Origin of the sequence: Bradyrhizobium cajani (assembly GCF_009759665.1) — a bacterium.
Classification (GTDB): Bacteria; Pseudomonadota; Alphaproteobacteria; order Rhizobiales; family Xanthobacteraceae; genus Bradyrhizobium; species Bradyrhizobium cajani.
Genome location: NZ_WQNE01000067.1, coordinates 1 through 14,284 on the forward strand (window position 1 = coordinate 1; position 14,284 = coordinate 14,284).

Annotated in this window: 8 protein-coding genes and 1 pseudogene; 2 read left to right on the forward strand and 7 right to left on the reverse strand. The window is 65.7% G+C overall.

Annotation, left to right across the window (positions count from 1 at the left end; genetic code table 11):
• The 7 genes and pseudogenes from GPL20_RS37900 to gspD form a co-directional block, all read right to left on the reverse strand.
• Positions 1-441, reverse strand: a pseudogene (locus GPL20_RS37900) (biotin/lipoyl-binding protein); the annotation flags it as partial.
• Positions 428-2,614: a type I secretion system permease/ATPase gene (locus GPL20_RS37905; protein WP_157337747.1), complete on the reverse strand. Its 2,187-nt coding sequence runs from the start codon at positions 2,612-2,614 to the stop codon at positions 428-430. The pseudogene GPL20_RS37900 and the gene GPL20_RS37905, both read right to left, overlap by 14 nt.
• A 230-nt stretch (positions 2,615-2,844) precedes the next feature.
• Positions 2,845-6,009, reverse strand: coding sequence for an Ig-like domain-containing protein (locus tag GPL20_RS37910; protein WP_157337749.1), 3,165 nt, complete (start codon positions 6,007-6,009; stop codon positions 2,845-2,847).
• Between the two features lie 434 nt (positions 6,010-6,443).
• Complete coding sequence (locus tag GPL20_RS37915; protein WP_157337751.1) at positions 6,444-7,832, reverse strand: hypothetical protein; 1,389 nt, start codon at positions 7,830-7,832, stop codon at positions 6,444-6,446.
• Between the two features lie 249 nt (positions 7,833-8,081).
• Positions 8,082-8,729, reverse strand: a complete 648-nt coding sequence (locus tag GPL20_RS37920; protein WP_157337753.1) for a transglutaminase-like cysteine peptidase — start codon at positions 8,727-8,729, stop codon at positions 8,082-8,084.
• 238 nt (positions 8,730-8,967) lie between these two features.
• Positions 8,968-9,465, reverse strand: coding sequence for a tetratricopeptide repeat protein (locus GPL20_RS37925; protein WP_157337755.1), 498 nt, complete (start codon positions 9,463-9,465; stop codon positions 8,968-8,970).
• Positions 9,466-9,501: 36 nt separating this feature from the next.
• Positions 9,502-11,856 carry a type II secretion system secretin GspD gene (gene gspD / locus GPL20_RS37930; RefSeq protein WP_254125094.1) on the reverse strand — a complete coding sequence of 785 codons (2,355 nt, stop codon included), beginning with the start codon at positions 11,854-11,856 and terminating at the stop codon, positions 9,502-9,504.
• A gap of 308 nt (positions 11,857-12,164) precedes the next feature.
• Here gspD and GPL20_RS37935 point away from each other — a divergent pair, with 308 nt between their 5' ends.
• A complete protein-coding gene (locus tag GPL20_RS37935; RefSeq protein ID WP_157337757.1) occupies positions 12,165-13,850 on the forward strand; it encodes a GspE/PulE family protein in 1,686 nt (561 codons plus the stop codon).
• Between the two features lie 4 nt (positions 13,851-13,854).
• Positions 13,855-14,284 (forward strand): type II secretion system F family protein (locus GPL20_RS37940; RefSeq protein ID WP_205751242.1); only part of this gene is annotated, 430 nt, incomplete at its 3' end.

Genomic DNA, 14,284 nt, shown 5'->3' on the forward strand with positions numbered 1-14,284 from the left:
GAACTTGCTGGGATCGCCGCCGGCGAGCGCCGCGTGCAGGCGCGCGATGTCGAGCTCGCTCGCGAGCAGATCGCTCTGAAGATGGCCGAGCTCGGCCTGGCTCATGGTGGGATCGAGCTCGATCAGGAGGTCGCCCGCCTTGACGCGCTGGCCGTCCTGCACGTGGATCGCGCGCACGACGGCGGTCTCGAACGGCTGGATCACCTTGGTGCGGCCGTCCGGCACGATCTTGCCGGTGGCGGTCGCGATGATGTCGACGGTGCCGATGCTGGCCCACACCAGCGCGATCAGGAACACCGCCGAGATCGACGCGGAGATGGCGCGGCCGATCGGCGAGGGCGGGGTCTCGACGATCTCGAGCGCTGCGGGAAGGAACGCCAGCTCGTCGCGCGTCCGCGTCGGGCTGCGCAGCGAAGCGATCATCGCTTTAGCCGACTTCATGGATGCCTGCCTGGACACGGTGCAGCGTGGCATAGCGGCCGCCGCTGCGGATCAGCTGGTCGTGCGAGCCGTCCTCGACGATGCGGCCGCGCTCGATGGTGATGATGCGGTCGGCGGTGCGCACGGTCGAGAGCCGGTGCGCGATGATCAGCACGGTACGGCCCGCCGTGATCTCGCGCATATTCTGCTGGATGACGCGCTCGCTCTCATAGTCGAGGGCGGAGGTGGCTTCGTCGAAGATGAGGACGCGCGGATTGGTGGTCAGCGCGCGAGCGATCGCGATGCGCTGGCGCTGGCCGCCGGACAGCGTGCTACCGCGCTCGCCGATCACCGTGTCGTAGCCGTCCTGGAGCTCGAGGATGAAGTCGTGCGCGCCGGCCAGTTTCGCCGCGGCGACGACCCGCTCCATCGGCAATGCGGGATCGGCGAGTGCGATATTGTCGCGTACCGAGCGGTTGAACAGCATGTTCTCCTGGAGCACGACGCCGACCTGTCGGCGCAGCCAGGTCGGATCGACGGCGGCGAGGTCGTTGCCGTCGACCAGCACACGGCCGCTCTCGGGCAGATAGAGACGCTGGATCAGCTTGCCTAGCGTGCTCTTGCCGGAGCCGGAGGTACCGACGATACCGACGATCTGGCCGGCCGGAATCTTCAGGGTGACGTCGCCCAGGATCTGCGGCCCGTCGATCCGGTAGCGGAAGCCGACATGCTCGAAGGTGATGTCGCCGCGGATGGCGGGCAGCGCCGCGCGTCCGGCGCGGTGGGTCGGCTCAGGCACGGTGTTGAGGATGTCGCCGAGCCGCTCCACCGACAGACGTGCCTGGTGGAAATCCTGCCAGAGCTGGGCAAGGCGCAGCACCGGCGCGGTGACGCGCCCCGACAGCATGTTGAAGGCGACGAGCTCGCCGACCGTGAGGTTGCCGTCGATCACGAGCTTGGCGCCGAAATAAAGCAGCAGCGCCATGTTGATCTTGCTGACGAACTGCACGGCCTGGCTGGCGACATTGCCGAGATTGACCACGCGAAAACTCGAGGCGACGTAGCCTGCGAGCTGCTCTTCCCAGCGCTTCTGCATCTGCGGCTCGACCGCCATCGCCTTCAACGCCTCGACGCCGGTGACGCTTTCGACCAGGAACGACTGGTTCTCCGCGCCACGCTTGAACTTCTCGTCGAGGCGGTGGCGGAACAGCGGCGTGGCGCCGGCCGAGATCACGATATAGAGCGGGAACGAGGCCAGCACGATCGCAGTCAGGAGCGGCGAGTAGAATGCCATCAAGCCGAGGAAGACGAAGGTGAAGAATAGATCGATCACCAGCGTCAGTGCCGAGCCGGTGATGAAATTGCGCAAATTCTCCAGCTCGCGCACGCGCGCGACGGTGTCGCCGACGCGGCGCGCCTGAAAATAGGACAGCGGCAGCGCCAGCAGATGGTGGAACAGCCGCGCGCCGAGTTCGACGTCGATGCGGTTTGTCGTGTGCGAGAACAGGTAGGTGCGTAAAGCGCCGAGCACGACCTCGAAAATCGAAATCGCGACGATGCCGGCGACCAGCACGTCCAGCGTGCCGAGGCTGCGGTGCACCAGCACCTTGTCGATCACCACCTGGAAGAACAGCGGCGACACCAGCGCGAAGATCTGGAGGAAGAACGAGGCGAGCAGGACTTCGCCGAGCAGACCGCGATAGCGGTTGATCGCGCCCATGAACCAGGTGATGTCGAAGCGCCGCGACAGGTCGGCAAGGCCGGCGCGCTTGGTCATCAGCACGACGCGGCCGTCCCAGATCACCTCGAACTGCGCCTTGGTCAGCATCTGCGGGCGCGGCGAGCCCGGATATTGCACGATGGCCTTGCCGTCGCCGGCCTTGCCGAGGATCAGAAAGCCGCCGTCGCGCAGGGGCACGATGGCCGGCAGCGGGGTCTTGTCGAGCCGGTCCCAGTTCGTCTTGACCAGGCGCGCCTTGATGTTGAACTGCTTCGTACAGCGCAGCATCTCGGTGGTGCCCACCGTGACGACACCGAGCTGGTGGCGGAGCTGCTCCGGTTCGGCGGGCACGCCGAGGAATTGGAGCATCATCACGAGCGCGGTCAGGCCGGGATCGACCGGCGGCTTCGGGACGGCCTGGACCGGCGGCTCCTTTGTGGCCGGGTCCCGGGAAATGGTCTCGTTCAGGCTCATCGGCGGCAAAATCCGTGGCAATCGGGTCCGGACGATCTCACGGACGGGTATCCCGCCGGCCGGCAGGTCGGGCCGATAGCTAACGCGGCTATGTTACGGTTTGATAACTATGTCGGACCGCTCACATAACGGTCTGCACAGACATGCAGAGCGGCGGGAGGCAATGCCTCCCGCCGCGGGCGTGGCGCGCACCGGGATGGAGCCCGGTGCGCAGATCGTGTGTGGCCGGATCAGCCGACGGCGGCCAGCGTGGTCTGCTGCTGCGTCGTATCCTGAGGCACGAGGCCGCTCTCGACGCTGGAGTCGGGAACGATGCTTGCCGACTGTTGCACCAGCAGCGACAGCGAGATCGCTGTGCCGCCATGGCCGTCGTCGGTGACGTTGAGCTCGGTGCCGGATTGCACGCCCGCGAACTGGTAGGCAACGGTGCCCGAGTTCGTGGCGAGCGTCAGGGTCGAACCGTCGAACGTGAACGAGGAGACCGAGGTGTTGAGCAGGTCGATCGTGTCACCAACTTCGAAGTTCGAGACCGTGCCGGTGAGGCCGGCCGCGTTCTCCAGCGTCAGCGTCGCAGCCGAGCCGGCGAAGTCGACACCGTTCTGGACACCGCCCGCGAGCACGCGCTCGATGCCACCGGCCAGGTGCGTGCCGGAGGCCGAACCCGTGACGTCGAGCTCGCCGCTGTTGAGCGTCGTGTTCGAGGCCGTGCCCGCAACCCAGGCGAAGCCGCCGTCGATCGTCGAGCCGGTGGCCGAGCCGCCGGCAGCGACATAGAGCAGGCCGCCTGCGTTGACCGTGGTCGCGGTCACCGCACCGCCCGTGCCGACATAGGCGTTGCCGCCGTTCTGGATCACGGTCTGGTCGGCGGTGGCGCCGTCCAGAACCTGCTGCGAGCCGCTGAGGTTCGTGCCGGTCACGGAGCCGTGGTAGACGTCCTGGAAGGCGCCTGCCTCGACCGTCGTGCCCGTCGCGCTGCCGCCATTGTAGACGTGCTGGGCGCCGCCGTTCTTGACCGTCACGTTGGTCGCGACGCCGCCGTTCTGCGAATGACCGCCCTCGACCGAGCCGCCGGTCGTGGAGCCGTTGACGAACTGGAAGCCGCCGTTGATGACGGTGTCCTCGGCCGTTGCGCCGGTGTCGACATACTGAAGGCCGCCAGTGTTGATCACCGTGCCCTCGGTGTGGCCGCCGTCGCCGACATACTGATAGCCGCCGTCCTTGATGACGGTGTCGATCGCGGTACCGCCCGCCAGCACCTGCTGCTGGCCGCTGAGGCTGACGTTGGTGACGGTCGAGCTCGAATAGACGTCCTGGTAGCCGCCGGCCTCGACCGTCGTACCATTGGCGTTGCCGCCGAAGTAGACGTGCTGCTGACCCCCCGCGTGAACGGTGGTGTCGTTCGCGGTGCCGTAGTCATACTGCACGCCGCCGCTGAGGATCTCGGTGTGCTGCGCGGTCGCGCCGTTGAAGACGTCGACGACGCCGCCATTGCCGATCGTGATCTTCCCCGAGACGTTGCCGCCGAAGGCGACATCGAGGGTGCCGTCGCCGAGCACGACATAACCCTGAGATGTGGTCGACACGCCCGTGACCGAAACCGTGCTGGTCGAGACCAGCGTCGGCGCCGCGAAGACGGTCGAGGTACCGGTATTGCCGGCCGCATCCGTGGTCTTGGCGGTCAGGTTGTTGGCGCCTTCGGTCAACGCCACGCCGGTGAGGCTCCAGGAGCCGTCGGCGCCGGCCGTCGTCGTGCCGATCAGGGTCGTACCGTCATAGACCGAGACCAGAAGGCCGGCTTCGGTTGTGCCGCTCACCGTGAAGGTGGGCAGGTTGGCGGTATCGAGCGTCACGCCGCTGACGCCGACGACGGGGGCAACGGTGTCGACGGTCACGTTGATCGCGGTGGCGGCACCGCTCTGGGCACCGGTCGTATCGGTGACCTTCGCCGTGATGGCATGGGCCGCGTTGCCGAGCACGCCGGTCTGGATGTCGACGTAGCCGCGCGCGATGTCGGCGAGCGAGAGCGTCACGGCGGTGCCGATCGCGGTCTGGCCGTCGAACAGCTGCACGACGTCGCCGGCGAAGTTGCTGCCGGTGGCGATGCGAACCGTCAGGTTGGTGTCGTTGGTGCTGGCACCGCTCGTGAGCACGCCGCTGTTCGGCGAGACGTCGTCGGTGACCGAAACGATGGTCGGTGAGGTCGGCGCGTTCGACAGGTTGAAGATCTGCGCGGTGATGCCGTAGGACGACTTGTCGCCCAGCGTCTGGCTGAAGTCCTGCCAGCTGATGACGAAGCCGCCATTGGCGAGCGCCGCGACGGTCGGGTAGAGCTGGTTGCTGGTGATCTGCGAATTGACGATGTACTCGCCGCCGATCTTGTTGCCGGCCGCGTCATAGACCTGGGCCTTGATGGCGGGGCCGTTGCCGTCGCCCGTGCCTTCGTCCGACCAGGTCACGACGAAAGCGCCGCTGGTCAGCGCGGTGATGCTTGAAAAGCCCTGGTTGCCGCTGGTCTGGGTGTTGACCTGGAACTCGGAGCCGACCTTGACGCCGGCAGCGGTGAAGACCTGTGCTCGGACTTCGCCGCTGGTGTCTTCGAAGCTGATGACGAAATTGCCGTTGGCGAGACCGGTCACGCCGGCGACCACGCGGCTGTTGTAGAAGGCGGTGTCGACCGTGAATTCGGAGCCGACCTTGCTGGCGCCGCTCGCGGTCGGGTGGAACACCTGGCCGCGGACTTGCCAATCGCCGGTGCGGAAGTCGTTCCAGGTGACGACGAAGTCGCCATTGCTGAGCGTGGCGATCGAGGCGCGCTCCTGGTCGAAATTGGCGCTGGCGGAGTTGACGAGGAATTCGGAGCCGACCTTGGCGCCGTTTGCGTCATACACCTGGGCCTTGATGTCGGGCGCGACGGTGCCCTGGTTGGTCCAGGCGACCACGAAGCCGCCATTGGGAAGGCCGGTGATGGCCGGGGTGTTCTGGTTGTTGGCGGTGACGGAGTTGATCGTGAACTCGCCGCCGACCGGAGCGCCATTGGCGCCGTAGATCTGGGCCTTGATGTCGCCGTTCGTGGAGTTCTGGTCCTGCCAGGAAACGACGAAGCCGCCGTTGCTGAGGCTGGTCACGACCGGGGTCGCCTGCGAGCCGTTGGTTTGGGTGTTGACCAGGAATTCGCCGCCGACCTTGCTGCCATCGGCCGCATAGACCTGGGCCTTGACCGCGGAGCCGCTGGCGTCGCCGAGCGTGCCGCTGCCGCTGTTGGAGCCGGCGAGGCCGTCCTGCCAGGTGACGACAAAGCCGCCATTGGCGAGACCGGTGACGGAGGGATACCACTGGCTGCCAGCCGTCTGGCTATTGACCTGAAATTCGGTACCTATTTTTACGACGGTGGTCATAACATAACCTCGAGTGATGCTGAAGGGGCCGGATTCCGCGCCGCGACCGCTGTTTGCGGAGACATGCGTCAAACCCGCACGGGCTCTAAACGATCTGTTTATGATGTTTTATGATACATTTTTGCCCAACATGCGGCATTTTGTCCGGAATAATGTTACATAAATGATATGAAGTGGGCTTGCCGGGTGCAGCCGAGGCGAGTGCTTCGCATGATATGCAATCGCGCCCGCGATCTGCCTGCCGCATGGGCATGAGCGATTGGCTATGCCCTCTCGCGGCTTTCCGCGACGGCCGCGGGCAATTGCCGCGCTTGCAACCTGATGGAGAGAAGAGTGGCGGTGCTCGTGCCCGCGAGCCTTGGCCGGAGCGTCGCTCTGACGGCCGAGGAAGCCGTACCGGGACGCTTGTCCCGATACGGCAACGTCATTTGAGGTCAGCTCTGGGCGTGGATGAGCGAAGCGCTTTCGGGATCAGAGCCCTGCGGGGTGATCGCGCCTTCGCCGGCCTCGGGCACGAGGCTCGCCGAGGCCTGCGACAGCAGCGACAGCGACACCGAGGTGCCGCCATGGCCGTCGGAGGCCACGTTGATCGCGGTGCCGGCTTCGACGCCCGCGAACTGGTATGCGAGCGACCCGCTGCCGGTCGTCAGCGTCAAGGTCGCGCCGTCGAACGCGTAGGAGGTCACTGCAAGGTTGCGGAAGTCGATGACGTCGCCAACCTCGAAATTCGAGATCGTGCCGGTCAGGCCGGACGCGTTCTCAAGATAAAGCGTCGAGGCCGAGCCGGCGAAGTCGACGCCGTTCTGGACGCCGCCAGCGTAGACATATTCGGTGCCGCCGGCGAGATGCGTGTTGCTGGCCGTGCCAACCACGTCGAACTCGCCGCTGTTCACCGTCGCACCCGATGCGGTGCCTGCCACGAACACGAAGCCGCCATTGACCGCCGTGGAGGCCGCGGAGCCGCCGACATCGACATATTGCAGACCGCCGGCATTGACCGTCGTGCCCGTCGCCGAGGCGCCCGAGCCGACATATTCGTTGCCGCCGGCCAGGACCACGGTGTCGGTCGACGTGCCTGCGCCGAGAACCTGAAGGCTGCCGCTGACCTGGCTGCCCTGCGCGCTGCCGCTGTTGACCTGCTGGAAGCCGCCGGCCTGGACCGTCGTCGTGACCGCGGTGCCGTCCAGCACGATTCGCTGAATGCCACCGCTGTTGACCGTGGTGTTGTCGGTCGTGCCGGCGACTTCCTGGACGCCGCCGCCGAACACGACGGTGTCATTGCCGGTGCCGAGCACGTATTGATAGCCGCCGTTGTTGATCTGGGTAGCGTTGGCGGTGCCGTTCGCATCGATATATTGCAGCCCACCCGACGCGATGATCGTCCCGTTGGTGGTGCCTGCGGCGGCCACGAATTCATTGCCGCCGCTGACGATGATCGTGGCGTAGGTCACGCCGCCTGCGTGCACCTGCTGGGAGCCGGCCAGCGTCGTTCCGGTGACGGTGGCATTCATGACGTCCTGGTAGCCGCCGGCGCTGATCACGACGTTGCTGGCGGTGCCACCATAGACGTGCTGGATGCCGCCGTTGGAAATGACGACGCCGTTGGCCGTCCCGTAGTTGAACTGCACGCCGCCGACGACGGTCGAGTTGTTGGCGGTGCCGCCGGCCTCGATCATGATGACGCTGCCGGGACCGATCGCGGTCGCGCCGGTTACGACGCCGCCGCTGGCGACGTCGAGCGTGCCCGGGGCGACGACGATGTAGGTCGTGGTGGTGGGGGCGGAGACCGTTGTCGGGCCGCCAAATACAACTTCAGTGGTCATTGATGCCTCAAATGAGCGCTAACGAGGATGGATCGCGAATGGTGATACAATTCGAAACGAGAATCATTCCGTCGCGAATGATATAATTTATATCATAACGCGTGTATAATGTTATAGTACTGTTTGGGACGTGCAGGTGTGACGAAACGCCGGATGGCCCGGGAGGTCATGCGGCGATCGCATCGACCGGCGGGCGCGCGGCAGTGGCGTGCCGCGTAAAGGCTTGCTCTAGGGGCGTTCGACCCGTGATCAGCGGTCGAGGGGAAGGGCCGGCGGCTTGGGTTGCTCGGAGCCGAAGGACACCCAGACGTTCGGGTCGGCGGCGCTTTGCCGCGATAGATAGCGGTATTTGGTCTCGTACCAGAACAGGATCTCCGGCGTCTGGTTGTCGAGGATCATCTCGCCGCGGTCGGAGCGTACGGTCAGCACGGCGTGGCGCCCCTTGGCGGGACCGGGCTCCTCGACCGTCGTGATCAGGAGCGAGCCCTGCGGCCAGCCCGCCTTGGCGAGCATCTTGCGCTTGAGCAGGACGATATCCTCGCAGTCGCCGCGATCGAGGGGAAGGGTCCAGCGCTCGGCCTTGCCGTACAGCGCATCGTCGCTGGTCCAGATGACGCGATCGTTGACGTATTTGTTGATTTCGTAGAGCTGCTGAAGCAGTTCGGGTGTGAGCACGACGTCGCGGGCCTGATCGGCGCCGGGCCGACAATCCCCGGCATTCTCGGCGCAGAACCGCTGCCAGCCGGAAGGCGCCTTGGTCGCTGCGCCGACTGCGGCAAACAGCGCCGGGCGGACCAGGAAAGCGTGGGCCGGCTCCGCCATCGACAGACAGGCTGCAGCCAGGCCGGCCGCCGCCAATGTCCCCAGTCTCTGCTTCGCGTTGCCAATTCCCGTCATGCCGTCCCCCGACGCTCCTTGCGCAGGGGAGGTTGGCAGAGACAACTCGCGATCCGGCTAAGCCATTGCTTCAAATTGTACCGATCCGGGCGATCCCGCCCGGACGGATGGTGGTGATGGTGTGATTTCCGTTAAGGCCGGCGTTATGTTGTCACATCCGTGATGCGACGGCGCTGCCGAACGGCTTTCGTGCCGTCATCGCCAAGTCAGAATGGCCACAAGTCAGAATGGCGACCAGTCAGAATGGCGACTCCTGGGGCCAGCGCAGCGCATGCCATTGGCCGGCCGCGATCTGGCCGCGGCTCATCTTGGAAGCCACGGCATTGCGCAGCTTGGCAAAATTCTCGCGCGTTTTCCTGGGCGCATGCGCAGCCGCGAGATTGAGCCATTTGTAGGCGGCGACATCGTCCTGCGGCACGCCCTGGCCCTTGTCGTAGGCAAGTCCCAGCAGATATTGCGAGGTGGTGTCGCCTTGCTCGGCCGCCAGCCTGTACCAGTAGCTCGCCGCGTCATAGGCCTGGGGAAGACCTTGTCCCGTTGCGTACATGAAGCCGACCATTCCTTGCGCGCGGGCATTGCCGCGGTCGGCCAGCGGCAACAGCAGGCGTGCAGCCGTGTTGTAGTCGCCGCGGTTGAAGGCGCTGGTTCCGGCACCGAGCGCGTCGGCGTAGGCAACGCTCGTTGAGGCCAGGCTCAGCACGATGGCGATGACGAGAAGCTTGTTGGACCTGAACATGTGAACCGCTCCGGCTCTTCGGGCAATCGTACGGGTCTAGCGGTAGGTCGTCGGCGCGGTCGGCTTCGGGCCGTTCGCATTGATCGTGCCGCGCAGCTTGGTGCGCAGCTCCTCGGCGACGAAATGCGCGTCCGCGCCGTCGCGGATGATCTGCGGACGGATGAAGATGATCAGCTCGGTGCGCTTGATCTGCTTGTCCGTCTGCCCGAACACGACCTCGCCGAGGCCGGGAATCTGGTCGAGCCCCGGAATGCCGGCACGCGCCTTGGTCTGGGTGTCGCTGATCAGGCCCGCCAGCAGCACCGTCTGTCCGCTGGCGACCGCAACAGAGCTGCGCACCTTGCGGGTCGACACCGTCGGCGTCAGCGAATTGGTCGACGTCGACGAAGAGCTCGACGATGACGAATTGCTGACGGGGTTGCTGATCTCCTGCTCGACGTCGAGCCTGACATTGCCGTTGGCGTTGATCCGCGGCACCACGCGCAGGATGATGCCGGTGCTGCGATAATCGGTGGTGTTGGCGATGGTGTTGCTGCCGGTCAGCACCGTTGCGCTTCCGGTCTGGATCGGGATCTCGTCGCCGACCTGGAGGGTCGCGATCTGGTTGTCGATCACGACGACGGACGGGTTCGACAGCACCTTGACGTCGGTGATCGCATGCAGCGCGTTGAGCACCGCCCGCGGCGTCTGCGCCGAGCCGACCAGGAAGTTGAAGCCGGGAATGGCGCGCTGGAGCACGACGTCGGTTGCCGCGGCCGCGACCGATGTCGCGCCGTTAAAACCGAACGAGCCGGTGTTGGGCTTGAGGCCGAGATCGCGGCTCATGATGTAGGACTGGATACCGTACTGGAGATCGTCGGTCAGCGTCACCTCGGCGATCGTGGCGTCGATGGCGACCTGAAGCTGCGGCTGGTCGATCTCCTTGATGGTCTGCTCGATGATCCGGTACTGCTCCTGGCTCGCATAGATCAGCAGCGTGTTGTTGACGGTGTCGGCGGTGATGCGGACGCCGTCGAGGACGTTGCCGGCACCCGAGCCGCTACGGCCTGAATTCTGTCCCGTGCCGGAGCTGTCGAATAGACCGCCGCCGCCTTGCGAAGCGGAGGATGAGCCGTAGGCGGGCTGGTTGCCTGCCGAGGCGTCGGCGCCCCCGGAGCTCGAGGCGCGTCCGCTCGAATTCGAGAAGCCGCCGCTCGATTGATTGGGGGCGGCCGACAGGCGGTTGAGTGCGGACCCGCCGCTCGAGCTCGATGCGAGGCCCGATCCCGGCGCGACCTGACCGCTCGGGCTGTCGAGCGGAGAGGCGGACGAACCGGACGAGCCGCCCGCACCGAAGACGTCGTTGAGCACGCGCGCGATCTGCCGGGCATCGCCGAACTTCACGCGGTAGACATGGACGGCCGAGCGGCCGGTATTCGTGGTGTCGAGGCGGCGGATCCAGGTCTCGACGCGGTTGAGCAGCTCCGGCTTCCGCGTTACCGCGAGCACGGCGTTCATCCGGGCGATCGACTGGAACTTGATCAGGTTCTGCGTCATGCCGCCTTCGCCGGAGTCGACGATCTTCTCGAGCTCGGCGATGATCGGCCCCGGATTGCTGTTCTGCACCGGGAAGATGCCGACCGACTGCCCCTTCAGGAAGTCCGCATCGAAGCTCAGCACGAGATCGACCGCGTTGCGGCGCTCGCTGCCGGAGCCCTGGATCAGGATCAGGTTGCGGCTGGTGTCGGCGCGGATCATACCCTGCCGGGTGGCGAAGCTGTCGACCAGCTTGATGACGGTCTGCGCGGAGACATATTGCAGCGGCACCACCGTGACGCCGTAGCCCGGCGTCATGCGATCGGAAGCATCGGCGGCCCCGACGCCGACTGCGTCGCCCTGAGGCATCAGCCGGTAGCCGGTATCGTCCCGCACCAGGGCGACGCCGCCGATCCGCAGCGCGTTTTCGAGCGCGAAGATGACGTCGGATTTGGGAATCGGGCGGCCCGACGAAAGACTGATATTGCCCTGAACCCGCGGGTCGATGACATAACCGACGCCGAGGATGTCGCCGAGCACGATCTTGGCGACGGACGCGATCGGCGAGTTGTCGAAATTCAGCTCGAACCGGTCGGTGCTGACCGTGGCCTGCTGCGAGGAAGTGGCCGTCGGCGCATCGTCACCGGCGACGGCGGCGTAGATCGCGGTCTTGGCGCGCGGGCCGGTGGAGAGCTCGCGCTGCGGCAACTGGTTCGGATAGCGCGGCAACAGGTCGACCGAGCGAACCTTGTCGAATACATCCGGATCCTTGGTGTCGGCCTCGGCGATGCCGCTCACCGTGTTGCACGAGCCGAGCAACACGCAGATGAAAGCGCATTGGACAACCAAGCCGATCCGGAATGCTGCTCGGCTCACTGTCTGCCTCACTCACGCGCCGCCCGCTGTTATTCCCGTCATGGCGGGGCGGACCGAATGCGGCTTGCTTAACCCTCTCGTATGACAGTCGTGTGTTATGTGTGCTGTCGATTCGCGCGCAACTTTGTCATGCCGTTGTGACGCCGCGGAAATTGCGCAGGAACATCAAGGGGATTTCGCGCCATCGTGTCGTGAATTTCCTGAGGACCATATTCCGATGGTCATGACGTCACATTTCCAATCGGAAAACTGAGGTAAACGGCCCGCTTGCCGCTCTGCGGCCATCAGAGTGACCGCGGTAGACGTTCATGGCTTTCCCGAATGCGCACGAGTTCGCAGCTCGTTTCGGCCAGAAGGCCGGCCTGAAAGCGGACGCGGACAAGCTCGGCAGGTCGAACGGAGCGGGTCCCGCCGAAGGCGGTCTGCGCAAGCTGTGGGAGATGAGCGAGTTCTCGGCGAACGAATTCGCCGACGAGGTGGCGCTTTTCTTCGAGCTTCCGCGCGTCACGCTTCAGGAGATGATGGCGGCGGAATCCCGGGTGCAGCAATTCTCGCGCCGGTTCCTGCGCGAGATGGCAGTATTTCCGTGTCAGCCCGCAGGCACACCGCCCGTGCTCGTGCTGGCCGACCCCACGGATCGCGCATCCATCCAGGCGGCGGCGATCGTGCTGGGGACGTCACCCACCATCAGAGTGGCGTCGTTCGAGGACATCGCCACCGTGCTCGACCAGCGTCTCGGCGAAGAGGAGAGTGCTGGCGCTGAGGCCGCCGTCAACGCAACGGTGCATGATGACGACATTGACAATCTGCGCGATCTTGCCAGCGGCGCGCCCGTGGTCCGTGCGGTCAACGACATGTTCGAGACCGCCGTCGAGCTGCGCGCCAGCGACATCCATATCGAGCCAGGCCGCACATCGCTGGTGATACGGATGCGCGTCGACGGACTGTTGCGCAATGTTCCGACGCCGAACGGTGTGCCTCCGGCGGCGGTGATCTCGCGCATCAAGATTCTGGCCGGCCTGAACATCGCCGAGCGCCGCTTGCCGCAGGACGGTGGCGCCCGGGTCCGGGCAGCGCGTTCGGAGATCGACGTGCGCGTCGCAATCATGCCGACGCAATATGGCGAATCCGCCGTCATCCGCCTGTTGCCGCGCGATCGCGCGCTGCTGTCAATCGACAAGCTGGGATTCCTTGCCGGCGACCAGAGCAAGCTGCGGCGCATGCTGGCATTGCCGCACGGCATGGTCATCGTCACCGGCCCGACCGGCAGCGGCAAGACCACGACACTGGCGACCGTGCTGTCGTTGCTCAACGAGCCGACGAGAAAGATCCTGACGATCGAGGATCCCGTCGAATACGAGATTCCCGGCGTTTGCCAGTCGCAGGCCAAGCCTTCGATCGGGCTGACCTTTGCCACCGCGCTGCGCGCCTTCGTCCGCCAGGACCCTGACGTCATCATGGTCGGCGAGGTCCGCGACTCCGAGACCGCCCACGTCGCTGTGCACGCCGCGCTCACCGGCCATCTCGTGCTGACCACGCTCCATACCGAGACGGCGGCGGCCGCGGTGCCGCGGCTGCTCGACCTCGGCGTCGAGGCGTTCCTGCTGCGTTCGACCTTGCGCGCGGTGATCGCCCAGCGCCTGGTGCGCCAGCTCTGCGACCGCTGCAAGACCAGCCGGCCACTGACCCAGGCCGACGTCGAGGCGGATCCGCGCTACACCGCGGTCGGTCTTTCCGTCGGCAACGTCATCTTCGAACCCGTCGGCTGCGAGCGCTGCGGCAATGTCGGCTATCGCGGCCGTATTGGCGTGTTCGAGGTGCTGGAGATGAACGAGGAAGTCCGCACGCTGGTCGAGGAGCAGTCCGACTGGGAGTCCATCGACAAGGTCGCCATCCGCAACGGTATGACGACGATGATCGAGGATGGCCTCGCCAAATGTCTGTCGGGCATGACCTCGGCGGCGGAGATCCTGCGCGTGACCACCGTGCGGTGACGAGATGCCGAACTTCCGCTATCGCGCGCTGACGCAGAAGGGAGAGGTGGTCTCCGGCTCGATCATGGCGACCAATCTCGCGGAGGTGGCCCAGCGCATCGAATATCTCGGCCTGGTCGCGATCGATGCCGGCCCCGAGGAGGAGGCCAAGGGCTGGTCGCTGTCGCTGGCCTCGCTCACGCTCTCAAAGCCCGGGCCGGCGGACGTCACCATCTTCACCCGCGACCTTGCCCTGCTGCTGAAGGCCGGCGCCCGGCTCAACGACGCGCTCGAGCTGCTCGCCAACGACATGGATGTCGGCCGGCTTCGTCCCGTCATCAACAGCATCAAGACCGCGATCCTGTCCGGGGAGAGCTTTGCAGAGGCGCTCGCGCGCGAGCCGGCGTTGTTTCCGCCGATGTACATCGCGCTGGTCAGGGTCTGTCTCTTATACA